This window comes from Pelagerythrobacter sp. Soil_C_18 (assembly GCF_057657235.1).
Window position 1 is genome coordinate 210,666 of record NZ_JBDGIU010000007.1, and the last position, 25,141, is coordinate 235,806.

Annotated in this window: 23 protein-coding genes; 9 read left to right on the top strand and 14 right to left on the bottom strand. The window is 63.3% G+C overall.

The annotated features are described in order from the left end of the window. Positions 1 to 234: 234 nt before the first annotated feature. Together AC3A5N_RS14940 and AC3A5N_RS14945 are read right to left on the bottom strand one after the other, a co-directional pair. Positions 235 to 1,437 (bottom strand): MFS transporter, encoded by a 1,203-nt coding sequence (locus AC3A5N_RS14940; protein ID WP_487738117.1) that lies wholly within the window; start codon positions 1,435 to 1,437, stop codon positions 235 to 237. Then, positions 1,434 to 2,741, bottom strand: coding sequence for an amidase (locus AC3A5N_RS14945; protein WP_487738118.1), 1,308 nt, complete (start codon positions 2,739 to 2,741; stop codon positions 1,434 to 1,436). Before AC3A5N_RS14945 ends, AC3A5N_RS14940 begins: the two co-directional genes overlap by 4 nt. A gap of 181 nt (positions 2,742 to 2,922) precedes the next feature. Here AC3A5N_RS14945 and AC3A5N_RS14950 point away from each other — a divergent pair, with 181 nt between their 5' ends. Next, the gene (locus AC3A5N_RS14950) at positions 2,923 to 3,501 is read left to right on the top strand and encodes a CGNR zinc finger domain-containing protein (RefSeq protein WP_487738119.1); all 579 of its coding nucleotides are present in this window, start codon (positions 2,923 to 2,925) and stop codon (positions 3,499 to 3,501) included. A gap of 543 nt (positions 3,502 to 4,044) precedes the next feature. After that, positions 4,045 to 5,409: a hypothetical protein gene (locus AC3A5N_RS14955; RefSeq protein WP_487738120.1), complete on the top strand. Its 1,365-nt coding sequence runs from the start codon at positions 4,045 to 4,047 to the stop codon at positions 5,407 to 5,409. Here AC3A5N_RS14955 and AC3A5N_RS14960 read toward each other — a convergent pair. The 3 genes from AC3A5N_RS14960 to AC3A5N_RS14970 form a co-directional block, all read right to left on the bottom strand. After that, the gene (locus AC3A5N_RS14960) at positions 5,406 to 6,749 is read right to left on the bottom strand and encodes an anti-phage deoxyguanosine triphosphatase (protein WP_487738121.1); all 1,344 of its coding nucleotides are present in this window, start codon (positions 6,747 to 6,749) and stop codon (positions 5,406 to 5,408) included. The genes AC3A5N_RS14955 and AC3A5N_RS14960 overlap by 4 nt on opposite strands. 205 nt (positions 6,750 to 6,954) lie before the next feature. After that, the gene (locus tag AC3A5N_RS14965; protein WP_487738122.1) at positions 6,955 to 7,614 is read right to left on the bottom strand and encodes a DUF7002 family protein; all 660 of its coding nucleotides are present in this window, start codon (positions 7,612 to 7,614) and stop codon (positions 6,955 to 6,957) included. Continuing rightward, positions 7,611 to 9,203: an adenylosuccinate synthetase gene (locus tag AC3A5N_RS14970; RefSeq protein WP_487738123.1), complete on the bottom strand. Its 1,593-nt coding sequence runs from the start codon at positions 9,201 to 9,203 to the stop codon at positions 7,611 to 7,613. Before AC3A5N_RS14970 ends, AC3A5N_RS14965 begins: the two co-directional genes overlap by 4 nt. Before the next feature lie 321 nt (positions 9,204 to 9,524). On the opposite strand from AC3A5N_RS14970, the gene AC3A5N_RS14975 reads away from it, so the two are divergent. Continuing rightward, complete coding sequence (locus tag AC3A5N_RS14975) at positions 9,525 to 10,340, top strand: hypothetical protein (RefSeq protein WP_487738124.1); 816 nt, start codon at positions 9,525 to 9,527, stop codon at positions 10,338 to 10,340. A 338-nt stretch (positions 10,341 to 10,678) separates the two neighbouring features. After that, positions 10,679 to 11,761 (top strand): DUF4365 domain-containing protein, encoded by a 1,083-nt coding sequence (locus AC3A5N_RS14980; RefSeq protein ID WP_487738125.1) that lies wholly within the window; start codon positions 10,679 to 10,681, stop codon positions 11,759 to 11,761. Here AC3A5N_RS14980 and AC3A5N_RS14985 read toward each other — a convergent pair. Both AC3A5N_RS14985 and AC3A5N_RS14990 read right to left on the bottom strand, forming a co-directional pair. Continuing rightward, entirely contained in the window at positions 11,758 to 13,740 is a 1,983-nt protein-coding gene (locus AC3A5N_RS14985; RefSeq protein ID WP_487738126.1) for a UvrD-helicase domain-containing protein, read from the bottom strand. The genes AC3A5N_RS14980 and AC3A5N_RS14985 overlap by 4 nt on opposite strands. Continuing rightward, the gene (locus AC3A5N_RS14990; RefSeq protein ID WP_487738127.1) at positions 13,740 to 15,719 is read right to left on the bottom strand and encodes an ATP-dependent nuclease; all 1,980 of its coding nucleotides are present in this window, start codon (positions 15,717 to 15,719) and stop codon (positions 13,740 to 13,742) included. Before AC3A5N_RS14990 ends, AC3A5N_RS14985 begins: the two co-directional genes overlap by 1 nt. Positions 15,720 to 16,238: 519 nt before the next feature. Between AC3A5N_RS14990 and AC3A5N_RS14995 the strand changes: the two genes are divergently transcribed. Both AC3A5N_RS14995 and AC3A5N_RS15000 read left to right on the top strand, forming a co-directional pair. Further along, positions 16,239 to 16,550: an ArsR/SmtB family transcription factor gene (locus AC3A5N_RS14995; RefSeq protein ID WP_487738128.1), complete on the top strand. Its 312-nt coding sequence runs from the start codon at positions 16,239 to 16,241 to the stop codon at positions 16,548 to 16,550. Positions 16,551 to 16,579: 29 nt separating this feature from the next. After that, entirely contained in the window at positions 16,580 to 17,038 is a 459-nt protein-coding gene (locus AC3A5N_RS15000) for an SRPBCC family protein (protein ID WP_487738129.1), read from the top strand. Between the two features lie 79 nt (positions 17,039 to 17,117). Here AC3A5N_RS15000 and AC3A5N_RS15005 read toward each other — a convergent pair whose 3' ends face one another. Next, positions 17,118 to 17,684, bottom strand: a complete 567-nt coding sequence (locus AC3A5N_RS15005; RefSeq protein ID WP_487738130.1) for a DUF6118 family protein — start codon at positions 17,682 to 17,684, stop codon at positions 17,118 to 17,120. Positions 17,685 to 17,693: 9 nt separating this feature from the next. Beyond that, a complete protein-coding gene (gene traA / locus AC3A5N_RS15010; protein ID WP_487738143.1) occupies positions 17,694 to 20,510 on the bottom strand; it encodes a Ti-type conjugative transfer relaxase TraA in 2,817 nt (938 codons plus the stop codon). 171 nt (positions 20,511 to 20,681) lie between these two features. Between traA and AC3A5N_RS15015 the strand changes: the two genes are divergently transcribed. Next, on the top strand, positions 20,682 to 21,005 hold the full coding sequence (locus AC3A5N_RS15015; RefSeq protein ID WP_487738131.1) for a conjugal transfer protein TraD: 324 nt from the start codon (positions 20,682 to 20,684) through the stop codon (positions 21,003 to 21,005). A gap of 16 nt (positions 21,006 to 21,021) precedes the next feature. Continuing rightward, complete coding sequence (locus AC3A5N_RS15020) at positions 21,022 to 21,231, top strand: conjugal transfer protein TraD (protein ID WP_487738132.1); 210 nt, start codon at positions 21,022 to 21,024, stop codon at positions 21,229 to 21,231. An 82-nt stretch (positions 21,232 to 21,313) separates the two neighbouring features. Here AC3A5N_RS15020 and AC3A5N_RS15025 read toward each other — a convergent pair whose 3' ends face one another. Then, positions 21,314 to 21,853: a VOC family protein gene (locus tag AC3A5N_RS15025; RefSeq protein ID WP_487738133.1), complete on the bottom strand. Its 540-nt coding sequence runs from the start codon at positions 21,851 to 21,853 to the stop codon at positions 21,314 to 21,316. A 173-nt stretch (positions 21,854 to 22,026) separates the two neighbouring features. On the opposite strand from AC3A5N_RS15025, the gene AC3A5N_RS15030 reads away from it, so the two are divergent. Then, positions 22,027 to 22,740 (top strand): helix-turn-helix transcriptional regulator, encoded by a 714-nt coding sequence (locus tag AC3A5N_RS15030; protein WP_487738134.1) that lies wholly within the window; start codon positions 22,027 to 22,029, stop codon positions 22,738 to 22,740. Between the two features lie 118 nt (positions 22,741 to 22,858). Here the strand turns inward: AC3A5N_RS15030 and AC3A5N_RS15035 are convergent, their stop codons facing one another. The 4 genes from AC3A5N_RS15035 to AC3A5N_RS15050 form a co-directional block, all read right to left on the bottom strand. Beyond that, entirely contained in the window at positions 22,859 to 23,182 is a 324-nt protein-coding gene (locus AC3A5N_RS15035; RefSeq protein WP_487738135.1) for a DUF736 domain-containing protein, read from the bottom strand. Positions 23,183 to 23,500: 318 nt separating this feature from the next. Beyond that, a complete protein-coding gene (locus AC3A5N_RS15040) occupies positions 23,501 to 24,406 on the bottom strand; it encodes a HEPN domain-containing protein (RefSeq protein ID WP_487738136.1) in 906 nt (301 codons plus the stop codon). A 97-nt stretch (positions 24,407 to 24,503) separates the two neighbouring features. Next, positions 24,504 to 24,740: a sigma factor-like helix-turn-helix DNA-binding protein gene (locus AC3A5N_RS15045; RefSeq protein ID WP_487738137.1), complete on the bottom strand. Its 237-nt coding sequence runs from the start codon at positions 24,738 to 24,740 to the stop codon at positions 24,504 to 24,506. 11 nt (positions 24,741 to 24,751) lie between these two features. After that, positions 24,752 to 25,141 (bottom strand): zincin-like metallopeptidase domain-containing protein (locus AC3A5N_RS15050; RefSeq protein WP_487738138.1); only part of this gene is annotated, 390 nt, incomplete at its 5' end.

The following is a 25,141-nucleotide window of genomic DNA, read 5'->3' on the forward strand; positions in this document are numbered from 1 at the left end:
AAGTGACGCTACAGATCTGACCATTATACCAGATTTGATTTTGCTGGTTGCCCGGAAAATGCCCCCACACCTAGAATGCTGGAGAGGTTCGAGTACCTTTCAGCTAACTTCCGGCCCCTTCAAGCGCGTGTCCAACACAGCCGCGAAAGGCAAACTTTGAGCCCGTAGGAGACTGTCCGCTTTCAGCAGATACGAAGACAAAGCAAAATTCCGGGATGAACTACCGCAGATCTCTCATCTCTGCGTGGATCGGCGATTGTCGGACATGGCGATGGCTGCCGCTGCCACGTTCGCCAGAAGGGCGGCAAGAATGGCCAGACGATAACTGTCGGTGGCATCGTAGATTAGGCCTGCTGCAACGGGCCCTGTCAGGGTTCCCAGAGCCACGCTGGTGTAGAGAACCCCGATCACGCCGCTCAGCCTGTCGGTGCCGAAACGATCGGCGACCACCGAAGGCAGTACCGCGACCCATCCGCCATAAAAGGCCCCATAGACGAGCGCGAAGATCATGAGAGCGGCGGCGCCCGAAGCGAAGGACCAGTATCCCATCGCGAGTGCCATCGCGAGATAGGTGAGGGCTAGAAAGCGATCGCGCCCGATCCGGTCTGCAACATTTCCGAGCAGGAAACGGCCCGCGGTGCTGCCCAGGCCGATCATCGCGATCAGCGCCGCCGCTGCACTGGCCGTCATCCCGTGGCCGTGCGCGTATGGAACGAGGTGCACGAACGGAACAAAGGTTGCCAAACCGCAGGCGAGGCAAGACAGGTAGAGGCGCAGAAATGTCTGCGTGAAGACCATGTCTCGCAGGCCGGCACTGCGATCACTCGCTTGTGCCGCTTGTTTGCGGGGGGCGTCCAGTACGAGAAGCGCCATGCCTATTCCGGCCGAGGCAGCCATGGCGCCGAGCATCCAGAAGGTTGAGCGCCAGCCCAAATTCTCGATCGACCAAGCTGCGAGCGGCGCGACGACCAGCGTTCCCACACCGATACCGCTCACCGCCAATCCCGAAGCGAACGCCCGGCGCGCGACGAACCATCGCTGCACCGCAGCTAGAACAGGGACATAGGCAAGACCAATCCCTCCGCCGACGCCCAGGCCATATGCGATATAGACTTCGCTGAGAGTGCGAGCACAGCCTGCTAGCACCAACCCTACGGCAAGCAGGGCCATTCCCGAGATGGCAAAGCGGCGCGCACCAAACCGGTCAGCCAGGGGGCCGGTGACCGCGCCAAGCGCGAAATAGAGAAAGCCGGCACAGCTGAACACGAAGGCGATAGCCGCGCGCGAGCCGCCGAACTCCGCCGCCAGTGGGGCCATGAACGCGCTGAAACTATAGGCGCTGCCAAAACCGATAAAGGTGAGCCCGAACGCGGCCATGACCACCACCCAGCCACGCCCGTTCTCGACAAGGCCTTCCTTTGCGAGGAAGGCCGTCATAGCGGGGGGTGACGGCGATGCCATGTCGTCGCCGACTGATACGCACCGACCGCACGAAACAACGACGCTTCGTCCAGATTCTGCGCGACGAGCTGAACGCCGATCGGCATCCCCGATGAAGCCACGCCGCCGGGAAAGGTGAGGCTCGGGCTGCCGGTCAGGTTGAACGGGCAGGTGAACCGTTGCAGCGCGGCGACTAGCGCGGGCTGCGTCCCCAACGTGCTGATCGTTTCCAGCGTGAGCGGCTTCATCGGCTGCGCGGGCATGAGGGCAAGATCGACCTCCCTCGTTGCGGCCGCCCACCTTCCCCGAAAATCCTCGCGCGCGAGGAGGGCGTGCTGATATGCCATTCCCGGAAGCGCGCGGCCCTCGTCGAGAACCCAGGCAAGGACCGGCCCGTATTCGGCGCTGCGCTGGGGATATGTCGCCTCATGCGCGACGGCCGCCTCAACCGAGCAGATCGGGAACCAGGCAGCAACCGCTGGTTCGGGATCGGGGAGGCGTACGTCGACGAGCGTTGCCCCAAGCTCCGCAAGCTGCCTCGCGACATTGGCCACGACCGCCGCGACCTCAGGGTCGACGCCAGACACGACCCAATCCGGATCGATGCCGATGCGTAGGCCGTCGGCGCCGGCGTCGACGGCCTCGACATAATCGACCGGGTCCGCTTGCACAGCAGTGGGATCCAGAGGATCGGGGCCGGCGATTGCTTGAAACAGATAGCTCGCGTCGCGGGCGCTACGCGCCATCACGCCCACGTGGTCGAGCGATGGAGCCAGCCCGAACACGCCGTATCGGCTCACCCGTCCCCAGCCGGGTTTCAGTCCCGTCAAACCATTGGCGGCCGATGGCCATCGGATCGATCCGCCCGTGTCCGTGCCGATCGCACCAAAGCATAGACCCGACGCGAGCGCGACGCCCGAGCCGCTCGACGATATTCCTGGCCAGTAGTCGCCTGCCCACGGGTTGCGAGGCGCGGCGATATCCGGATGGTGGTCGGAATATGCTCCTTCAGTCAGCTGCGTCTTGCCGACCAGGACGGCTCCCGCTTCGCGTAACCGGGCGACGATCGTAGCATCGACCGTCGGCACGAAGTCGCCGTGCAGCGGCATGCCTGCTGCGGTTACCTCGCCGGCGGTCCAGCATAGATCCTTGATCGCGATAGGAACGCCAAGGAGCGGACCTCCGACGTCACCGGACGCGAGCCGGTCATCGGCCCGCGCGGCCTCAGCAAGAGCGCTGTCAGCCATCACTCTGGCGTAGCTGCGCAATTCGCCGTCGAGAGCTTCGATGCGCGTCAGCAAGCAACGCATCGCCTCGGTCGCGGAGATATCGCGAGTGCGGATGGCAAGGGAGAGCTCGTGCAACTCCAGATAATGGAGCGGACAGCCTGGAGCGAGGATTGGTGACGCAGTTTTCAACACCAGTTATCCCTATTTACAGGTCACCCTAGGAGTCAACCATAAAAGCGCCTATACTGGTGTCATGAAACTGTCCGAACGATATGAGGTCCCGGCGGCTGCCGCGTTGCTCTATGACTTTGCCAATACGCTCGACGAGCGGCGCTACCTCGTGGACCATGTCCGGCTCGAAGGCGGCGACGCGATCGCTACCCCTGCGATGTTCGAAGCGTGGCTCGGGCAGCACGGTTTGGGCGGAAGCGCCGATACGGGGGCTTGGCGCGATGCAGTCGCGCTGAGAGACGCGCTGCGATCCTATCTTGCGCTTCTGCCTTCCGAACGCGGAGCCGCTGTTCCTGCGTTCAATGTCGCGGCGTCGGCCTACGGGTTGAAGGTTGAACTTGACACGGACGGCCGCGTCCTTCTCCTTCCCCAGGCAGGAGTTGATACGCTTGGCCTGGTACTGGCTCAGCTCCACGCGCTCGCGATGACGGGGCAGCTCGACCGAATGAAGGCATGCGCCGATCCGGAGTGTCGGTGGATATTTCTCGACCGATCAAAGCCGGGTTCGCGCCGCTGGTGCTCCTCGAGCGGCTGCGGCAATCGACACAAGACACGGGCTTATCGCGCACGCCAGAACCGGGCAGCCGCCTCTCAGGCCTAGGTGGGGTGACTTGCCAACCGCATCGGGTGCATATTGGGCCGTCTTCTGCCTGCCCGGTTTTTAGGGACAGAAGTTCGGAAAGCTGACACTCGGCCGTACCGATGAGCCATCAGCAGCCGCCGACATTTCGGACATTTCCGGCGCAGTGGTTGGCTCCTGAATCCGGTCGTTCGTTCATGCGGCGAATTTTGGCTCCTTCTGGGCCGCTTGCAGACCGGCAACTTTCGGAGCGGCGAGCACCGGAAGCGGACGCAAATCGCGTGCACGTGGGAGCATGGGACCATGGGATCGATAAGCGGGCCATTTTTGAAAGTGACGCTCTTGAAAGCTAGGAATTTCATATCGGATTTATGCCGCCCTTGCGGATCGTCCGTGCACCTCAGTACATCGAAGCTAAACCTACCCCGTGCTAGGGTGCCCAAGCGACTGATCGCCATTACAACGTCCGCCTCCGCCTGGGCGGGTGGTGGTTGCGCCCGGCTGCCGCGCGCGTAATGGTGCGGACGCGGCTTCAATTTTGCCCGGATGGGAATCTTGCTGAACATGAATCTCCGAAAGGACCAGTCGCTCGACCAATTGGCACGCGCTGGAAACGTCGCTCAATTTGTGAGCTACGTGCCGGTCAGTGGCGGTCTGGAGCAAAGCTATTGTCGGGTCGCTGGCTACGAGCCGAACGCAACGTTCGGCTCTGTGCATGATGCGGTGCAGGCGCTGCTCGACCGGTCAGTTGACGGCGCGGTTAACGTCCGCAGCTACACGCCAGATAGCCCGCGCAGCCGCGAATTTGTCTATGGATTGACGACCCGCGACGCGGTGCTCGAAAATGTCAGCCGGCTTGCTGCCGATGGCCTGTTCATCATCATCAATGAAACAGTCGACATCCAGGACGGCGGCGTCTCAGGGGTCGTCCAGAACGGCATTATCGAGTTCGCGCCCGACGACACGCCGCGCTGCGTCGAGAAGCCCGGCGTCGCGTCGTTGCCGTTCGATCTCGGACTGACGCTGCTGCAGCGGGTTTACGGCTTCACGCCGGATGTCGCTCCAGCCGGACGAACCGAGTTCAGCATCCATCCGCGCCCGCGCGGGTGGCGACAGACCCACACCCTGCTGTGGGAATGGGAAGATCTGCCTCCGCAGAACGTCGCACCGGGCTGGCGCTGGCCGAACCGCTTCAGCCAGCATGTCGGCGACAAGGCCTTTGGTCTGTTGATGGCGGATCTGGTCGGATTGCCGGTGCCGCGCACCGAGGTCATCGCACGACGGGTCGCACCCTTCATATTCGGTACGCCGACCGGCAGCGCCCAAAGCTGGATTCGCACGTGCCCGCGCGTGCAGGAACCGGGCCTGTTCACAACGCACAAGGGCTGGCTCGATCCGTTCCGCCTGCTTGCCGACGAGGATCCGACAGGCGATCGCATCGCCTCGGTGTTGCGGCAGGACGCGGTGCCGGCCACGCATTCAGGCGCGGCGATAATTGATGCCAATGGCGAGGTGGTGATCGAGGGTCTGTCGGGCGAGGGCGACCTGTTCATGCTCGGCAAGCGCACGCCCGAGGTGTTGCCGGAGATGGTTCACGCGGCGGTGACGGCCGCGCAGCGGCGCGCGATGGACGTGTTCGGCCCGGTCCGCCTGGAATGGGTATATGACGGCAGCACATTGTGGATCGTGCAGCTTCATCTTGGTGCGACGGTGAGCACGCAGCGCGTGCTGGTGCCGGGCGATCCCGAGAGATGGGTGGCGTTCGAGGTTCGCGACGGTCTCGAGGCGCTGCGCGATACACTGGCGCATTTCGGCCCGAACCAAGGCCTCGAACTCCATGGCGACGTCGGCCTCACCAGCCATGTCGCCGACCTCGTACGCAAATCGGGCATTCCGACCCGCGTGGTGCTTGCCGCAGCCGGCACCTAGAGCCGGTCGAACACCGATCCCATGCGGGGACTGAATAGTCTTTCGTAGGTTTTGAGCAATGCGCCGTCGGTCATGGCGGCGACATGGTCGCAGATCGCGCGATTGCCGCCGCCGGCGTCGTAGGCGGCGAACACGTCGTCGGGGAGGAGATGCTGCGGGTCTGACGCCATTGCCTCGAAGACGGCGACTACCATGCGTTGGCCCTTGAACTCGAGATGCTGGACGCGCGCGCTTTCGATGACTTCGGTCACGACAAGCGCCTGCAAGGCGTCAAGCAAATCGCGTGCGTCGGCGCGAAGGCTGATGCGGCTGCCAAGCATCGGGTCGGCGAAGCCACCCTCGCTCGTCCGCTCAGTGTTGCGCAGCAGATGATTGACCAGCCGGCCGATGGTGCGCTTGCGCGCACCGGCCTCGCCGAACAGGGTCGCGACCAAGGCACCGAACGGGTCGGCATCACTGTCGGCGAGCGGGCGATCGCGCAATTCGTGGAGTAGCAGCGCGCAGCGACTGGGCGGGACGGCTGCACAAAAGCGTGGGGGATCGATGAAGCCGAGCGCGATTGCGTCCTCGAAATCATGGACGCCGTAGGCAATGTCGTCGGCGACATCCATGATGCTGCAGTCGAGCGTCTTATGGAGCGCCTTCGCGTGGCGGTCCGGCTTCGACGCGAATTGAGTGAACAGCGCGCGATCGGCCTCGTTGAATGGCTCGAGCAGCCAGTCGACGATCGCTTGCTCTTCGTCCCCATAGGCCTTGGCCGGCTTGCAGGTCGCGCGGTCCAGCACAGTGATGGTCGTCGCGTGCGGATCGAGCGACGGCACGATCGCCGGATTGGTGACCTGGCTGCGCGCGACGGGATACTTGAGCAGGCCAAGCAAGGATCGCCGCGTCAGATCGGCGCCATGTGCCGGCGAATAGCCTTCGAGCTTGCCGACGATCCGCAGTGTCTGTGCATTCCCTTCGAACCCGCCATCTGCACGCATGCAGTAGTTGAGTGCGAGTTCGCCGCCATGGCCGAACGGCGGGTGGCCAAGATCATGCGCCAGGCCGATCGCCGAGATGAGCGATGGGCTGGGCAGCTCGGGATCATCGCGCCCGCGGGCGCGAAGCTGCTGCAGCACGCCTTGTGCGACCTGCGCCACTTCGAGCGAATGGGTCAGCCGCGTGCGATAGAAATCATCATCACCAAGCGCGAGGATCTGCGTCTTTCCCTGAAGCCGGCGAAAGGCGCTCGAGTGAACGATGCGTGCATAGTCGATCTCGTCGGATGACCGAACGTCGTCGGCATGCGCCGTGCGGCCGCTGCGCCGGTCCGACCATCGGGTGGTGGTGTCGGTCAAGTCACTCAGTCCACCAGCCGGGCGCACCAACGAGGGCCCACGGACAATCCAGCACCAGCACTACACTAGAGAGTTTGGCAACTACGTGAAGCGCAAGATCGATGTACAACTGCCGACGGGTAATCCGTGCCCCATCATGCGCAATTGACCTGACCGCAAGTGGCGCGAATCCAGGGCGCGTCGGCGAAGTCTGCGCGTGCATCGATCAGATCTCGAGCGTGGTCCAGACGCCGTTTTCGACGCGTTCGACCTTGAGCACCATATCGGCGATATCGGGCACGCCGCCTTCGACCGTAAGTTCGACTATCTTGGGCTTGGTTTTGGAGCCAATCCGCCCCGTGCCCGTCGGAAACCCAGCGATCGGCTGGAACGTCGCAGTACCGCGCGATTGCGGCACATAGAGCGTCTGGCCGGAGTTGATCGCGCTGAGCAGGATCGACTCGCGGTGGCGCTCGACCAGCGATTTGGTATCGACGGTGAGCACGACCTGCGGATCCTTGGCATAGGCCTTGGCCTTCAGCAGTCGTTCGAGCCGTTCGCGCTCGACCCACAGGAAACTCTTCCGGTTGAGTATCTCGTACCAGTCACGCGGGGTCAGGCCGTCTTGCAGGCATTTGACCAGCGACGCTTCGAACATCGGCTTGTTGTCGCGCACGACCGCCTCGGGCAACCCGTCCGCCTTCAGGATTACGCATTGCGGCCGCCGGGCGGACTCGATCGGCACGCGCGCTGCGCCGGTCACGCCATAGAAGTCGAGCAGCGCGGTAACGCTCAACAGCCCATGATCGCGGATCGACGGCCAGCTGCCGTCGGCCGCCATATGCCAGAGTGTGGGGTGCCGTTCGATCAGTTCGTCTTCAGTCACTTGGGTCTCCGGTCGATCATGCCGCCTAGCCGCGGGTCGGTCGAAATCAGCGTTACCGGCGCACCCGTAACCTCCTCGATCTGCAACACCAGCGCCTTGGTATGGTCAGTGAGCGCTGCGAACTCGGGGACGTCGACATTCTGCGCGGACAGATAATCGGCGAAGGTCAGCGCGATCTCGTCGGCGCCGTTGAGCGCTGCTGCGCGACGGATTTGCCCGAGATCGAATTCGGCGATGCGCCGCCGCTTGCCCGATACGGTGCCAACTTCGGTCTTCATGATCCCCTCGACATTGAGGCCCGAGCGATCGGCTATTGTCTTGGCGTCGATTTCGATCCCCATATAGCCTGATTTGCCGCCGACCCGGATCGGATAGGTGCGCGCGACGATGATGACCTTGCGCACACGGTTAGGCGGAATGCCGGCGTCGGAAAGACATCCGCTGGCAGTGGTTTCGCGCGAGGTGACGTGCGGCCACATGCCGTGGTGCAGGCTGAGATCTGTCCCTTGGGTGCCCTCGAGCATGATGCGTTCGCCGGCGGCATAAGCGCGCTCGAGTTCGATGAGGACCGGCCGCACGAACGGCTCCAGTTCGGCAACGTCCCGCGCCAGCCGGACCGGCGATCCGAACATCTCCTTGCCGCGACACAGAATCTTACGCGCAGTCGCCACCCCCACGCCCTTCTTGGTCGAACCAATGACTTCAAGCGCGCCGGTTTCCCACGCGATGTCGCTCTCTTCGATGATGATTGCCTGTGGGTCGATCGACAAGCGTTCGGGCAGGATCTTGAGGTCCGCGATCTCGCGCAGGATGACCGGCAGCGATAAGGTCGCGCCCGCACCGATAAGCAGGCGGGCATCGGGATTGTGCAACGCGCCCGACGGCAGATGGATGAAGTCATAATCGGGATCCTTGACACGGTGACCGGCATTGGGGCCACCGACGCGCAGCAACACCTGATATTCGCGGGCGAGGTATGAGCAGACGTTTCCTTTCCCTTCGCTCCCGAACTGCCCGCCGACGATAACATCAACCAGCGGCGTCACCTCGCGCCGCATTAGTCCGAGCCCCGCGAGCGCGACCGCCGCGATGGCGGAGGTATCAAGGCGCGTGGCGTCGAACGTCACGTCGGCGATCTGCGCCATTTTGTCGACGTCGGCTTCGGTCAGATTGGCGCGCACGGCGTCATAGCTGTCGGGCTCAATCACTTCATGATCGCGCCGACGGTGGCGCCGCTCCCGCTCCGCGGGCTCGGCGATGATATGGACGTGGCGCACGTTATCGGGAAACAGTTCGCGCAGATGGGCTACCTGCTCCGGACGGCGAACCGCATCGATGATCACGATCGCATCGGGATCGAGACTGGCAACGGCGGCTTTGGTAGCATCCCCGACCCATTTGAGGTCAGTATCGAGATCGAGCTTGTCGCCTGCGGCCTGAAGCGCTTCGCGGCTGTTGCCGCAGCCAGTCAACTCGAGGATCATCGATCGCGTCGACAATCGCGTTCCGTTGAAATGCGACAGGATCGCCGTGGCGACTGTTGACTTGCCGCTTGCAACCGCACCCGACAGGGCGACAATCTGTCGCATCCCCCCTCCTCGCGCTCGAATGTCCCCCGACATCATGACGCGAACCTAGTGATTGCGTCCTCCAAATACTATGGACTCGTGCACCTGTGTGCAGGAACCGTTCCGATTTGGTGCGATTCATTTTTTGGCGCCCATTCCTCACTTAGCGATTTGGCGGGTTCACTTTTGGCCGGTAACTGAACCGTTTGCATCGCGATTTGGTGATTGGAGAAGCTGACCGTCGGTTCGCAACCCATTGCGAACACTGGTGAGGCTCTTTAGCCTTCTGCAAATGCAGCGCACGAGAGATTTTATACGCTCGCGCCATTCGCGGGGTTCAAGATGAGCACGCTCAAAGATCTGCGAAAGATAGAGCACGTCGTCTTGTACCAGTACTATTTGCTTTCTGAGAACTCCTCCGAGCTCGCGCCAGCCAGCGAGATATCCGAAAAGCTAGCAAGTTGGATTGCTGCTCGGCGAGTGGAAGTTGCAATCGAAGCGTTGGTCGCCAACGGCATGCTCGAGGACGAATTTCTTCCGCAGTCGAAAGCAGGCTGGCGCATAACGAGACGGGGATTGGATTTCGTAGACCGCCAGCTAAAACAACCTGCGAGCTTTATTGCAAGGATTGCAGAGGCCGGGTTTCCGTGGCTTGCTTCTTACGAAGCGCTGAAGGCGAATATTCGGACCTCTTTGGACCAAGCTAGGCCCGAGGATTGGAAGGATGTGTGGGAAGGGCACGAGTCCACGCTCGATGTGCCAAGCGTAGAAGACGGCGGATATCTCGAGTTTGCTGATAAACTTTTGGTCGCCCTCGCCGACGAGCAGGAACCACCTGGTCTTTGTCCCGTCGATTTGGAACAACTAGCACGCCGCCATGGCCTGAGCGCGCATCCTACTTGGCTAAAACTCGTCGGTAGCGATCTCCAAGGTCGTGGCCTTGGCAAGACCATCGGTGATGGCCCAGGCTACAAGTTCCTTTTAAACGGCATTGGCCTCAACACAGCCAACAAGGTTCGTGGATCAAGCCCGTATTCAAACGACGAAGCAAGGTTGCTCCGTCCGCCACATGCCTCTGAACCCAACTGGGGGAAGTGGGGAGTTATTGCGACAATCCTCGGTATCATCGTAGCCGTCGTTATCGCGTTTGCCGCTTGATTACGCGGTAGTCACCAGACGGTCCCAGAACGTTCCATCGGTATTCGCATTGGCGCAGTCGGAGGAAGCGCGTGGACCGCGCCGTCGAACTGGCGGTCGACTATTCGGTGCCCCCTAACGCGGAACATGTGCAAGTCGTTGTAATAATCCGCGCCAACAGCGAGCTTGGGGTGATCCATCAGAACACTTAACGCGTCGACAGTTGGTGGTGACCGGTTCCCCTTCCGCATTTTGATGCAGGTGAGACGGAAGCGAAATACGTGTAATCCTTCACGCTTCAAGTCTGTGGGGTTTGCACCTAGTAGCCCAAGCAAATAGCGCCCTACCAAGAGGAAGACATGCCCAAACGCACCGGAGCACAGCGCACCGGCAAACATGGCGAACGCTTCGTCGGGAACTTGATTGGCAATCATCCACGCTGGGTCGCACGCACTCAGGACGAGGATTTCGGGATCGACCTAGAGGCCGAACTCGCCGATCCAATTGGTGACGACCAAGAGCTGCGCGGCCAGCTGCTCAAGATTCAGGTCAAAGCGAGGGGCCGCTTCAACCGCGCCGACGGTCATATCCTCGTCTCGATCGAGCGTAGCTGGATCGCTTATGCGACAGCGTTCCGCGTGCCAGTCATCCTGGTCGCGATCGAACGCGACACCGACCGATGCTGGTGGCTATGGATGCAGGAATGGGCGCTGTTCCACGAGGACGAACTCGCAAGCGCCAAAACCAAGACCATTACCGTTGGCATCCCCAAAGGTCAGACCCTCGCCGTCGGGCTGGGCGCCGAACTGCCCGATATCGCCGAAGGCCGCCCGGCGAGCGCGATGGTGCTGGCACTGCGCGGCGTGCTCGAGGTCGCGAGCGGCTGGGAGCATCAGGCGATAGCGCGCGGTGTCGTCGAGCTGCTCGGGCGGACCGACTTCCCGAGCCGGGCTTGGACGATCAGCACGATCGTCGACCATCTGACCAGCTTCGGCCCGCATGCACCCTATTGGCAGGCGCAGCAGATGCTGCCGATGCTGTTTGCCGTGATCGACACAGCCGGCGACACGCTGACGGCCGAGCAGATGCTTAGGATCGTGCAGCGCGGAGAAGCGCATTCGCGCGTCGGGATCGACGCGCTCAGCCGCCTCTACGACAGACGGCCGGAGCATGCCGCGAGCCTCAGCCTGCCCCAAGCGTTCAGCAAGGTGGGGCTCGACGGACCGGCCTGGTATGCCGCCATGCGCGAGCGCTTTCCCGGCAAGACCGAGTTCGGGCTGTTCCTCACCAGCCTGCCGGATGGTGAGTTCGAACACGGAGGGGCGGTCCTGCGGATCGACCAGGAGCTACGCGATCACCTTATCGCTAAATGGCCCAATCGCGGGGACTCGGTGCTGCTCGACTGCCTGTTCTGGCCCGGCGCGCTGGATGCCCCGGCCTAGGCCTCGCTGCCGAGTTCTGGGGCCTCGACGAGATCGACCAACTTCCACCCCTGCGCTTTGGCCGCGCCGATGAGCGCACCGGCGGTCGATCTGCGCATCGCCAGGCCCAGCAACTCGCGCGGCCTGGTCACGCCGACAAAAACATTGGTCGCGGCGGTCAGCGCCGCGCCGGCGAAGACGGTTTCAACCACACCGAAGGCATGCGGCAGCACAGTGGTGAGGTCGATGCAATTCTCATTCTTCGCCGGTCCCTTCCAGACCTCGCTCTCGACGACAAGAATGCCGTCGACGCTCTTGCCCTTGACCGAGTGGATAGAGCCGAGCCGCAGAGTCACGCCGCCTAGCTGGATCTGCTTGGTCGAATGGTGCTCGGGGTCGGCTAGGTCGGCTTTCTCGCTGGGGACGAATGCCGCATAGCCAACGACGACGCCATCTGAGCCCTTAGGAACAGGCGCAAATAGCGGTAGCAGCGCATCGACGAAGGATTTCCATGCGCCCTCGTCCCATGGCGCGACGCTGGCCAACACATGATCGTAGGCGATGCGGCGCACTTGGCGCGGCATCGCATGATCGCGTTCGGCCAGCGTCGCCCAAAGGTTGTGCGTAGTCACCGCCTGTCCGTTGGGCGCCTTCCATTTGTGCGCACGGGCAAGCCCCGCGATTCCGGTCCCGAGCATTTCGGCGACCTCGCGCGGCGGGCGACCGGCAGCGTGATGCAGCGCCGCCTTCTGCATCTGGCGGCAGAACAGATTGGCGCTCTTCCGCGCGCCTCCTTCGCTGCGATAGGCGGGGTGATAGTCGACCAGGCTCTTAGGCTGCCACGCGCCCTTCCTGCTTGCGATATTGTGGCGCGAGGCGACCGCCCAGACATCGCGCCCGGCGCTGTCGCCGGCCCAGTGCGCCTCGGCTTCGGCGGCAAACGCACCGAGCACACCGCCGATCGTCGCCTCGTCAAACAGGATCAGCACCCGCGTCGCGTGCCGGTCGGGGGCACCGGCGATCACCTGCGCCGCACGCGCGGTCAGGCGGCTGGCGAAGCCGGCAATTTCCGTGCCGAAGCGGCGGCTTTCATCGAGCGGGATCGATCCTGCGTCTGGGACCCAATAAAAGGGATTCGCGCCCTCGTCCTCGTACAGCGTCTGGTTGCTGTCGCCCAACCGCTGGAAGGCGCTGTCGGCATGTTTGAACACGCGCTCGAGCAACCGAAGTTGATCGCCATGCGTGTCCTGCGCCTCGTCGAGAATCACGAGGGGAAAGCGCGCACGCAACCGCTCGGCAAGCCCCGGCGTGGTGTCGAGCGCGCGGATCGCGAGCGCGGTCATGTCGGCGTAGCGATAGAGGCCGGCATTGACCATCCTCGCCTTGAGAGCAGAGAGCGCCTTGCCGCACGGCGTGTCCGCGCCGTGCTGACCCTTAAGCCGCCGGACCGCGAGACTCCCCGGAGGTCCTTTAAGCGCCAGGAATCCGGGGTCGAGGGTGAGCTCACTCACCCATCTCTCAACCGTTGCCGTGGCTCGCTTGGCATGGCCGTCGAGTGCCCAATTGCCGGGATAGCGCCGCAGCGCTTCACTGGCGAAGACATCGTCGTCGATCTGGCGGACGGTCCAGCCAAGCCCGCGCAGATAGGGCAAGGCGAGATACTGGTTGATGAAGGCGGTCACCGTACCGGTGAAGTGCGGATAGGCCATAAGCCGCGCCGCGGTCGGGTGATTGGCGATCTGGTCCTCGACCTCGGTGCGTGCGGCATTGGTGTGCGAAATGACGCATACGCCATTCCGCCGCGCCACCCAGTTGCGCGAGAGTAACGCGAGCTTGGCGGCGAGCAGGGTCGTCTTGCCGTTGCCCGGCGCCGCCTGGACGTCGCACGCGCCCCTGTTCTCGAGGAAGGCCCTCTGGCTAGGATCGGTGAAATCGCAGCCGCCGAGCTCGGCACCCAGCTCGGCGAGTAGATCCGGGGTAACGGGCAGAATCTCGAACATCAGTCTGCAGACGCCAGCCCGCCGGGCCAGCCCGCAGCCCCGATCTCGCCGCCGCAGACGCTGCCCCCTCCGTCATCCTCGCCGTCGTCCGCCTCGGGTTCGAACTGCGGCGCGCCGGCGACATAGCCGCCGGTCACATAGTCGATGGCCCGAACCAGATAGGGCGGCAGCATGGCGCGCATCTCCGCCGGGCCCTCCGACCGCGCGCGCAGGATAGCCGCCAGCTGTTCGGCAACCTCGGCCTTTGAGGCGTCCTTCTCGAACAGCGGCCGATAGATCAACACCGCGATTTCAACCGCGGATTTGCCGGCCGCCACCCATGCGGCATATTCCTCGGCGGCGCGCTCGCGGATCTTAGCGAGCCGGGCCGGGTTGCGGCTGGAGGTACAGGCGAGCTGGATCGCCTCGTGAACATCGCCTGCGATCCCTGGCTGGAGCGCAAGGTCGAACTCGAGCGTCCAGCTACCGGCGATGAACGCCTCGACGGGATCGCCTGCGTCGCGCCGCAGTGCCTTCATCTGCCTCTCGATCGCCTCGACGGTCAGCTCATCCTCCGTCTCGCGCTTTCCGACTAGCTCCTTGGCCTCTTTTGGTGGGATGTCGCGGTCGGGGATGAGCGCGACCGGTACGGGGATGGCGTTGCCCTCGGCGCGTTGCAGGATGCGGCTGTAGCGAAACAGCCCGCGATGCCCGACGTTGACGAGCGAAACGCCGTGGCTGCTTAGGGGCTTGCCGATCTTCTCGGCGATCGCCGGCAGAAGCAGATTCTCGCCATCACCCTCGACCACGATCAGCGCGCGGGCAAAGAACAGATTGGCCTTGGTCGCGTCGAGGAAGCGGCGCAGGAACTCGTAATCGACGACGTTGAGCCGGGTGTGCCCGGTCCCGAGAGGGAAGGTGCGGTGGCCAACCACCATCGTCATCGTCTCGAGCGACGCGCCTGCGGCAAGCTGGGGGCTGTGCGTCGTGAGCAGCACTTGCACTGGCTGACCAGCCTCCCCTTCCTTAGGTGCGGCGGCGCGCTCGGCGAGTACGTCCATAAACAGCGTCTGGTGCTGCGGGTGGAGATGCGCCTCGGGCTCCTCGATGAGGAGGAACGGTACCTGGTCAGGATGCGACTGGAGGAGCAGCAGCTCGGCGGCCATGAACAGCAGATTGTTGTAGCCCAGACCACGCGGCACGCGCTCGGCGCCGTGCCTTGAGTTGAGATAGAGCTCGAGCCGCTCGAGAACTTGGTCGAACGAGCCCTTGGCGCCGAGGTCGAGCGTCGCCACCAGCGGGTCGCCGACGAACGATAGCTTGTCGAGGAAGCTCGTGTTGACCTGGGTCTGCACCTCGCCGATTGCACGATTGGCGGCGACCGCCTTGTCGACAGCATCAAGCGTATCAAACAGGGTGGCCGGCCCGCCACCCTCTGCCGGCTTCCACTCTTTGCCCATCGTCGGCATGGCGCCAAGGATCCGCGATAGGCGCGAGCGGCGCCCGGCGTGCAACTCGCGCTCGGCATTGCGGAGCGGTTTGAGGTAAGTGGCCTTGAGATATTCGCGCAGCTCTCCGTCGAGCGGCAACCCCTCACCCTCTGCGCCGGCGCGATACTGGCTGGTGACGACGCTGCCACCGCCAGCCGAGGTGCGCAGCGCCCCGCGCATGCAGACATGGAGGCGAAGCATCCCCTTTTCGTTGGTGCACCATTCGAGAAAGCGCGATTGCTCGTCAGCGCTGAGCCCGTCGAACGTGCAGCGCACGACGAAATCGCAAGCGCGGGCGCCCGCAGCGTCGACATGGAAGTCGTGAAGATTGGGCCGGACATAATCGTCGCCGCGGCTCCACAGCACGTAGCGAACGGCATCGACGATTGCAGTTTTGCCCGCGTCATTGGGCCCGACGAGGATGTTGAGACCCGGCGAGAGCGCGAGCCGAAGCGGCGCCTTCGGCGCAAAGCAACGGAAGCCTCCCGCGAAGATCTCGGAAATATACATCGCCTCTCCGTGATGATTCGCTTCGAGTGCGAATCCAGCGCCCTATAGCAAGTGTCTCGGGTGGTATTACAACTGCGGGGCGTGACTTGCGCGCCGAACGAATGGCGGGTTTCGCCGTCGACGATCGCACCTGTGAATTGCCGCTTTGAGGGGGCGAAGCTGACGCGCCGGTTCGCCGTTCGGAACGTCCGCTATCCCAATTGGCGCTCCTAAAAGCAGCCTAACCGGACTGTCCAACGAACCGGTCCTTTGATGAAGCAGGTGTCAGGCCTCCGCGAACGGCAGCTTCCGGCACGGGCATTCGAGCGGCGGACCGATCAGGATGGGCACGCATTGCTGACTGGCGTCACGCCAAGACCGGGCTATCAGCGGTCGCTCATAATGTGATTGCAGATAACTGCCGGATCCGGAGGATTCACCCTCGCTTCAGAGGCAGACTGTTGCACCCAGGACGATCTTCGACGCTCCGTGCGCCGACTGGTTGTTGACATCGGGTAAGTCACGCCTTACACGTAAGCCATGACTTACCCAAGAGATGGGTGGACCGCCCTCGCCGACACAACTCGGCGCACGATTTTCGAGCGACTGGCCGAGCGTCCCTGCTCTGTAGGCGAGCTGGCGCAAGACCTGCCCGTCAGCCGGCCGGCCGTGTCGCAACATTTGAAGGTGCTCAAGGATGCCGGGCTCGTAGTCGACACGCCGGCCGGCAAGCAACGCATCTATCGTATCGATCCGGCGGGGCTGGAAGGTTTTCGCGCGGAGCTCGACCTATTCTGGAGCAAGACGCTTGCGGCGTACAAGCATGCCGCCGAGCAAACATCGGAGGAGTGATGATGAGCACGCAAATAGTAGGCACGTCCGTGAAGCATTCTATCGTCGTCGAGGCGCCGATCGAGCACGCCTTCAAGGTGTTCACCGACGATTTCGGGAAGTTTAAACCCGCCGAACACAACCTGCTGCGCGCGCCGATCGCGGAAACGGTGTTCGAGCCTCGGATCGGCGGCCACATCTACGATCGCGGCGCCGACGGAAGCGAGTGCCGCTGGGCACGTGTGCTCGCCTATGATCCGCCCCATCGGGTGCTCCTCAGTTGGGACATTAGTCCGCAGTGGCAGATCGAGACCGATCCGGATATGGCGAGCGAGTGGGAGGTGCGCTTCACGGCCGAAACGCCGCAGCGCACGCGCGTTGAGATTGAGCATCGGCATCTGGACCGCCACGGCAACGGCTGGGAAGGCGTTTGGGAGGGTGTTGGCGGAGATCGCGGCTGGCCGCTGTACCTGCAGCAGTTCGCGGACTTGGTAGGCCATCGGGCCTAATCGGACGCAAGTCGACGCGGATTGCCGGTCGGGAGGAGTTGAGCTTTGGAGCAGCGGGTAACGGAGCGAGCCTAACACATCACAGCGGATTTGCTCTCTCCGCCGTCTCGATCATCCGCTTCCCTGCCTCTGCCTGATCCATACCCATCGTCTGAGCCGCCATCCACTCAGGCGCGTGCCAGCTCTCTGGCAGGGCGCGAACAACGACGCCGGGTAGGATCGACCACAGCAGTATACCCGCTGCGAACCCAACAACACCGATGATACATTCGCGGTCGGTCCGCCTCTCGACCGCCTGACCGCGATTGATCATACTGTTGATCCAGCCAAGCGAGCGGTTCAGCGCATCGCGCGCCTCGCCCAGCATCTTTCGGTCTTGCGCTCGAACGGCACCAGCCGCGGCGTTGATCTCCTCAGCCAAGGCAACAGGCGATAGCGCCAAGGCACGGCTGTGCTCGATGTGATGCAGCCGCACATTGAGGTCGTGGAGCCGCTCGGTCATCTCGCCGAGCGTTGCGCTGTAATCGGGCGTCTTCTCGCGCGCGGCGGTAAGCCCCTCAACGGCGCTGTGAAGCAGGCTTAGCTCACTGCGAACACGCCGGAAGGCCTCGGTAGGATCGATCTCGGGAGTAGGTTCGTTTGTCATGCTGCGAGCCTAGAGCCCGAGCCCACGAGAACGCGAGCGGCTGAGCCAACTCTGGAGTTCGTGGGACAAAGACGCCCCGCGAGAGGCCCCGATTCCGAGTTCTTTGGTGCGATTTCGGAGAAGCGACTCGAGTTGCGGATCGCGCTGCAGGCTCTTGGCCATCTCGGCCATACCTTCCTGTACACGCTCTTTTGCAAGGAAGTCCTGCGCCTGTTCGAACCGGTCGAGCTGACGCGCCTTCGCCTGCCAGTCGGCAACGAACCGCTCGGCGCGATCATGGGTGTCGATTCTGAGCTGGCGTTCCACCGCCACTTGACGGATCGCGCGCGCGGTCTGTCCTTTGGCCGCCTCGGCGATCAGAGCCGGATCCTTGTTCATGGCGGTGCGCAGATCGTGCGCCGCACCCGGCTGGATTTTGTCCAGCGCCTCCCGGGCTCGTTTGAACGCCTGCTGCTGGTGCGGCAGCGCATCGTAGCCCTTCTCGCGCATGCGAACGATGTCCTGCGCAGCGTGCCCAAAGCGCTCGACTGCTTTGGCAAGCGGATCGGGTGCGGCGCGCTCGATGCTCGGCTCTGCCCGCAGCTTCAGCCCCGCAAACGGATCGCGCTTCTTGACTGGCTCGGGCACCTTTGGCGCCGGCGCATAGTCGCGCGCCATATCCTTCGCCCGCTCGCGGCTGAGCACGCGCACGAGCTTCGAGCGATCGGCGAAGTCATCGCTGCCGTAGTGCAAATCAACCCGGTCCCGGTGCCGCGACAGCGCGACGTAGGCCGCATGCCGATCAAGCCCGGGTGTGGCGAGGACATGCACCCGGTCGATGGTCATCCCTTGCGCCTTGTGGATCGTCGCGGCGTAGCCATGATCGATGTCGCGATAGTCCTTGTGATCGAACGCGACGCTCCGCCCGTCATCGAGCATGACCTGCATCCGGGACGCATCCACGCTTCGTACCGTGCCCAGCGAACCGTTCTTCACGCCGAGGCCGCGCTCGTTGCGCAAGAACATGATCCGGTCGCCGGCGGCGAACGTTCGTGTGCCGCGGGTCACCTGCAGGGTTGTTTCGTGACCAAGCGCACCGTTTGCGCGCATCTTTGCCCGCGCCGCCTGGTTAAGCGCGCGGACATCGTCGTTGGTATGCGTGAGGATAATACGGCTGCTCGCCGGCTGCTCCTGCCGGTCACAGTCCCAGCGCGCGATCAGCTGTTTGCGTGCGTCTTCTCGCGTGGCGGATGCATGCACATGACCCGCGTCATCATAGGCCGCGATCGCCTCGCCCGTGCGCTCGGTCGCCAGCTTGCGTGTCGCATCCCTCTGCCAGTCCTCACGCTGCCGGCGAACGGTGGTGATCTCGGCGCTGCCATGCCGCTCGGTGATCGAACGGAACGCTGCCCCTGCCTCGATCGCCTGGAGCTGCTCGATGTCGCCGACCATCACGACCTTGGCGCCGCGCTTCTCGGCTTCGGAGATCACCCGCTCGATCTGCCGCGTGCCGATCATTCCGGCCTCGTCGATGACAAGCACATCCTTCGGTGTGAGCAGCTCTCTTCCCTGCGCCCACTGATGCTCCAGGCTCGCGATCGTACGTGAGGCTATACCCGAACCACTCTCCAGGTTCTCAGCCGTAATGCCCGACAGAGCGGCACCACGCACACGGTAGCCGGCGCGCTCCCATCCATCGCGCGCCAGGCCCAGCACAGCGGATTTGCCGGTACCGGCATAGCCAGTGACGTTGGCAAGGTCGGGACCTGACAGTAGGCGCCCCAGCGCGGTCTTCTGTTCTTCACCGAGTGCAAGACCGCGCCTCCCGGCCGATGCGATCGATCGCCCGATTGTGTCTGCCGGGAGGTTATGGTGCCGCCGCATCGATAGCTTGTCCGCCGCCCGCTCGAGCCGGTCTTCGCACTCGAGCATCGCGCGCGAAGTGAACCGCTCCTCCCCTCGCCCATCACGCCCGAGCCGCATCAGCTCGGACGAGCGCTTCACTGCAGCGAGCACCTGATCGAACTGCTCCTTGCCGTCGCTGTGCCGATGCACGAACCGGGCAAGATCGCGCGCGGTGAACGTCGCTTGCGAGTGGGTGATCGCATCGAGCGCCAAGGCAGGATTGGCGAGAATGCGTTCGCCGTTCCTCCGCGCGATCTCGGCATGCTCGGCAAGCCGTTCGCTCTCGAGCTCCTGCTCGGCCATGCGCGAGGCGGCGGGACCGATCTTGTTCTGCGGCTCGAGCTCGATCCCTTGTGCTTCCAAGGTCCGGTGATCGATCCGCGCATCGATATCGAGTTCGGCCAGCCTAGTGTTGACGTGCTCGGCCCATGCCTCGCGCCAGTGGCTGAGCAGGTCGGTGCGGTTCCAGTCCCGCACCTTGGCGCCAAGGCCCTGCTCTCCCACCTCGCGCATCGACAGCATCACGTGCGCATGCGGCTTCGCCTCACCGTCGCTACCGACATCCCAGTGCACATTGAGATCGGCGATCATTCCGTGCGCCACGAACTCACGTTCGACAAAGTCGCGCGCCAGGCGAATTCCTTCGGCTTCGTCCAGTTCGCGCGGCAATGCGAACTCGACCTCACGGGCGAGCTGCGCGTCCTTGCGCACTTCCGCTGCCTCGACCGCATTCCACAAAGCCTCGCGATCCGCGAAGTGCTCGGGCGCATGATCCGGCAGCAGCACTTCGGAATGGACGACGCCCGCCTTGTTGGAGAAATCGTGATGCCGGTCGAGCCGCTGGTCGTGTAGCCGCGAGGCCGAGCGGTAGGCGGCGGCCGCCAGTGCCGAGGACCCGGCGGCGCGGGAGATCACTTTGGCGGAGAAGTGGTAGATCGCCATGGTGACCATACCAGTTACAGCAAGCAAGCGACGTCGGCACGACGTATAAGCGCGCCCTCGAAAGAATTCATCTTTCTCGGGACGTGCGAGTCTCACAAGATTTCAGGGCATTGCTGCTAATCGAGTTCCTCGATAACTGGGCTGTCCCCACCAATCAACTGAGGACATATTATGCGCAGACCCCGTGACTATGACGCCGAGCTCAAAGCGCTCGATGCGAAGGCTAAAGAACTCAAAGAACGCAAGCTGCGGCAGTTCGGCGCTCTTGTGATCGCAACCGGCGCCGATACTCTGCCGGTCGAGGAGCTTGTCGGCACGCTGCTGCTTACGGTCGAGGGCAAAGGGCTACCGAAGGAGGAGTGCCGCCAGCGCGGGGAGCGGTTCTTTCGCAGGTCTCCACGAGGGGCTGCGAAGCGCGGCGATCGCGGCGCGAGCAGCAGCCCGGCGGATGCGGGCCGCACGCAACCGGCTGCTGGCGAAGCGGGCGCGGCATGACACGCGTGTGTGGCAGGTGAAGCGCCGCGAACGCACGCGCCGGCTGATCGAGCTCGGCGGGCTTGTTGCCAAGGCCGAGCTCATCGATCTCACGGACGACGATCGGGCGGTGATCTTTGGAATACTCGTTGAAGCGGCGGCGAGGCTCCGCAGCGAGCACGGTGAGCAGGCGATGCTGCTGTGGCGGCGACGAGGCAAGCGCGCATTCGATGCGGATCGGACATAGCACGAGCACACCGCTTAATCCCCGGCCTCAAGTTGCTTCGGCCGCACTTGCCGGTGATGCAGCTGGTGCGGTCGACAGAGCCCTACGTCACCGCCCGCGGATCCGTGAGCTCTGCCATCGCCTCGAAGAGAGTCGAGTGGATGTACTCCAGTTCGGGGCTCGTGAACGACTCCCAGGTGCTATCGGCGTCGGCTGCCTCATCCAGCGTCTCCCAATCCTGCGCATTCGTTGCGGGGTCATGGCGGTACACCCACCACAGGTTGCCTTGCGGATCTTGGAAGCGTGAGAAGACGTCCCCGAAGAACTCTGTCGGCTGCGTGACGATCCGGGCACCCAATTGCTCCGCGCGTGCAAGGGTCGTCGGGACATCGTCAACATAGACCCGCGTGAGTGCGGGCGTGAATGGCCAGTCGGGCTTGCGGTCTGCAACCGTTATCATTGAGTCGCCGAGGAGCAGTTCCGAGTGCAGGATCAGTCCGTCGGTGTCGGCGGTACGCGCCTCGGGCACATCGACCGCACCGAAGACATCGGTGACGAACGCGATCAGCCCAGCGGCGTCGCTCGTGATAATGAATGGGTTGACGGTGTTCGATCCGGCAGGGTGTGCGGGCACGGTTGTCATGTTCGTTCCTTTCGGCGGTGTCTGGCTGGTACTGGTTTGGAGGGCGCGGAGCCCGAGAGAAGCCGAAGATGGCATTCGCGATGGCCGCGAGGCATTCGGCATAGAGGCGTAATACCCGTTCACTGCTGACAGCACCCTGTCAGCATTCTGGCCATCGTAACCGCGAGTCGAACATGAGAAGAACGAGCCGCCTTTTCGAACTCATCCAAGCACTGCGAGTGGCGCAGCGACCGCGCACCGCAGCGGACCTTGCCGAGCAACTTGAGGTCTGCAAGCGAACAATCTACCGCGACGTTGCATCGCTTCAGGCAATCGGCGTGCCGATCCGAGGCGAAGCGGGGGTTGGCTACATGATCGAGCCGGGATTCGACTTACCGCCGCTGATGTTTACGATCGAAGAGGTTGAGGCTCTTGTCATCGCCCTCTGCCTGCTGCAGCGGACGGGCGACGTAGGCTTGAAGGCGGGAGCCGAAACGATCTTACAGAAGATTCAGGACGCGATCCCGAAGTCTGTTAGCGGGCCGCTTATTAGCGACAGCCTTTACGCGACACCGCGCGGTCCATCCCCGGTTGAAGGTTTGGATGTGACTATCGTCCGGCAAGCCATTCGCGAGGAGCGAAAGTTGTTCCTTAGCTATTCAGATGCCGAAGGTAAGACAAGTTCCAGGCAGATCTTGCCCATAGCGTTTGTGTATGACGTCGACGTCCAGATTATCGTCGCGTGGTGCGAGTTGAGGGAAGGCTTTCGTCGCTTTCGTACGGATCGAATTCAGTCCTGCTTTCTAACCACCGAAGGTTTTTCGGGTAGAGGGGACACGTTACGCCGCCTCTGGCAAACACGATTGGGCGTGCGCGGTGGTGATTGGTCGGCCGCGAGACTGCATTGAAAGTATCTTAAACCGAAATGCCCGTTGCCGCCCGATTGAGCGCACGCAAGGGTATCCAGACGGTGCAGAGATCGAATCTAAGCTCCCGCGGCGCCGCAGCGCCGCGGGAGCCCTGCGCTCAATCCGCCGGATTCCAAAGGATGGCGAACCGGTCGTCACGCTTCTCGCCAGCGGCCTGAACGAGATTAGCGTAGAGCCGGCGCGGCCCGAACTCGGGAGCGGCAAAGCTGAGCGAGACGTAAGTGCGCCCGCTTGCTTCGGAGCGCCGATTCCACCCGGCGCCGATCTCGACGTCGCCGACATAGACCCGGTAGTCCGGCTGAACCTCGCTGGTCTTGCGAGGATTGGCGGTGATGGTGATGTCCTCGCGGATGCTGATGGTTTTCAGCTGCCCCTTGAAGGTGCCGTCTTCCTGGGCGGTGACATATCCGATGGCAGGCATGATGCTTTCTCCTTGTCTGTCGACCGGGACCCGTTCCCCGTCGATGGGCCAACCGAAACGGCAGGGACAAGAAGGACGCGAACCCGAAGGGCCGCAGCGCAAGCGGAGGACCGGAGCGGCGCGAGATTCTTGCGCGCGAGGAGCCGCATTGATGCGGCGGGGAAGAATCTCGCGAAGCGATGGTTTCGAGGACTTCGACCGGCCGTAGGTCATGGCTCAAGAGACGGCAAACGCGGGGCCGGTGGCAGTGCAGGAGCAATCTGCCGCGACCACACGCATGTCACCGCCAAAAGCGTCGCACTTCATCGGTACCGACAGTTAGGCAGCCGCTTCCAGCTTCAGCTCTGCCAACCGCTCGCGGCAGACCTCATCGACGATATCGCGAAGCCGTGTGACCGATCCGGCCAGCGCGTCGAGATCCTCGGTAGAGATCGAGTAGCTCGCCGAGTAGCGGGCCTCGACATACGCGCGCTTCAGCCGCTCGAACCGGCGCCGATCGATCTTGCTCGCGCGCGGCCATGCATCGACCAAGCGGGGCTCCTTGTCCTCGGCGAGCGAGCGCAGGAACTTGATGTTGTGCGAGCGCGGAAAATAGAGCGTCCGCACCAGCAAAAAACAGATGTAGAGGCGTTCCGTCGCCTGATGTAGCTCGAACGCGGCCTTGTTCTGCCATCCACGCTCAATCGCATCACTCGCGTGGACGATGAATTGATCAGCGCTGGGTAACCAGCGCTCAAAATACTCCTGCGCCATCCGGTGCGCGTCGGCCGGTGTCAGCGGCTTCGGCGTCGCCAGCGGATGGCACGGCAGCTCGTAGACGATGCAGCCGTCGCGCGCGATATCGACCCAGAAGTACTCGCCGCGCGTGAGCGCCTGGTTCACCTCGTCAAGCGAGTGGACGATGATGTTGACCGGACGCTCGATGGCAGGATCGCGCGCGATCCTGTCCTCGGCAATGTACCAGTAATCGGCGATATCGGTCAGGTCCTCGTGGCTGACCACGATCAGCAGATCGAAGTCGGACTGATAGCCGTTCTCCGGCTCGTCTACCCAGTCGTCGCGGGCATAGGAGCCGAACAGGACGATCTTGTAGACCTTGCCGTTCCGCTTGTGCGGAGAGGTGGCGTTGGCGATCGCCTTCTCGAACTCCTCGAGCAGGATCTCGCGGATGCGGCCGAGCTCCTGCTGCTGCTGTTCGGGCAGATGGTCGAGGCTGGTCTTCATGGCTTCCTCACCCTAGCGGCAGGATGCCGCTTAGCACAGCCTCGCCGGCCGTGGCCGGCGAGGCTGCGGAAGTTCACCAGCGGACATGGTCGCCGATCTATCGCAACCAGCGCCAGCACCTTGGTTCGGGACGACGCTCGCGAAGTGCGCGCCTGACCTGCCGGAGCGCAGCGGCAAACTCGCGCTCGACCTGCCTCGTGGTGATACCCAGCCGCACGGCAATATCGCGGTAGTCGGCATCATCGATCCGCACGGCGAGGTATACCTCGCGCTGCCGATGGGACATGCGCCGCAGAGCGCGGTTCACGTGTTCGATCCCTTCTTCTCGGCTCATTCCCTCCGGCATCACCCTGCCTCCGGTGCAAAGGCGAGCAGGTAGTCGGCCGCCTTGCTGGCAGCGCTGGCCGCACGAAAGATAGCCTTCTCATCCTCGCGCAGCACGGCAAGCCAGCTGCCGATGTAGTCGGAATGGCGTACGGTCGGCACGATCGACAGCGAAGCGCAGGTAAAGGCACTCGCCATCTCGGCTACCATTTCCTCGCGCGCATAGGCGCTGCTGCCGAACCTGCCTGTCTGGTCGCGGTTCAGTCTGCTTGTGTGGCCGGTCCAGTGCCCCAGCTCATGCAGCGCGGTGCGGTGCCAATCGATCGGTACATGAAACGCCTGCGGCGGCGGCACCGGGACATAGTCGCCAACCGGCGAATAGTAGGCCTCGCCCCCGCCAATGCGCAGGTC

Coding starts and splice junctions, on each gene's coding strand:
- AC3A5N_RS14940 (WP_487738117.1), bottom strand. CDS start 1,437: ATGACGGCCTTCCTCGCAAAGGAAGGCCTTGTCGAGAACGGGCGTGGC.
- AC3A5N_RS14950 (WP_487738119.1), top strand. CDS start 2,923: ATGAAACTGTCCGAACGATATGAGGTCCCGGCGGCTGCCGCGTTGCTC.
- AC3A5N_RS14955 (WP_487738120.1), top strand. CDS start 4,045: ATGAATCTCCGAAAGGACCAGTCGCTCGACCAATTGGCACGCGCTGGA.
- AC3A5N_RS14970 (WP_487738123.1), bottom strand. CDS start 9,203: ATGCGACAGATTGTCGCCCTGTCGGGTGCGGTTGCAAGCGGCAAGTCA.
- AC3A5N_RS14975 (WP_487738124.1), top strand. CDS start 9,525: ATGAGCACGCTCAAAGATCTGCGAAAGATAGAGCACGTCGTCTTGTAC.
- AC3A5N_RS14980 (WP_487738125.1), top strand. CDS start 10,679: ATGCCCAAACGCACCGGAGCACAGCGCACCGGCAAACATGGCGAACGC.
- AC3A5N_RS14985 (WP_487738126.1), bottom strand. CDS start 13,740: ATGTTCGAGATTCTGCCCGTTACCCCGGATCTACTCGCCGAGCTGGGT.
- AC3A5N_RS14990 (WP_487738127.1), bottom strand. CDS start 15,719: ATGTATATTTCCGAGATCTTCGCGGGAGGCTTCCGTTGCTTTGCGCCG.
- AC3A5N_RS14995 (WP_487738128.1), top strand. CDS start 16,239: ATGACTTACCCAAGAGATGGGTGGACCGCCCTCGCCGACACAACTCGG.
- AC3A5N_RS15005 (WP_487738130.1), bottom strand. CDS start 17,684: ATGACAAACGAACCTACTCCCGAGATCGATCCTACCGAGGCCTTCCGG.
- traA (WP_487738143.1), bottom strand. CDS start 20,510: ATGGCGATCTACCACTTCTCCGCCAAAGTGATCTCCCGCGCCGCCGGG.
- AC3A5N_RS15015 (WP_487738131.1), top strand. CDS start 20,682: ATGCGCAGACCCCGTGACTATGACGCCGAGCTCAAAGCGCTCGATGCG.
- AC3A5N_RS15025 (WP_487738133.1), bottom strand. CDS start 21,853: ATGACAACCGTGCCCGCACACCCTGCCGGATCGAACACCGTCAACCCA.
- AC3A5N_RS15030 (WP_487738134.1), top strand. CDS start 22,027: ATGAGAAGAACGAGCCGCCTTTTCGAACTCATCCAAGCACTGCGAGTG.
- AC3A5N_RS15035 (WP_487738135.1), bottom strand. CDS start 23,182: ATGCCTGCCATCGGATATGTCACCGCCCAGGAAGACGGCACCTTCAAG.
- AC3A5N_RS15040 (WP_487738136.1), bottom strand. CDS start 24,406: ATGAAGACCAGCCTCGACCATCTGCCCGAACAGCAGCAGCAGGAGCTC.
- AC3A5N_RS15045 (WP_487738137.1), bottom strand. CDS start 24,740: ATGAGCCGAGAAGAAGGGATCGAACACGTGAACCGCGCTCTGCGGCGC.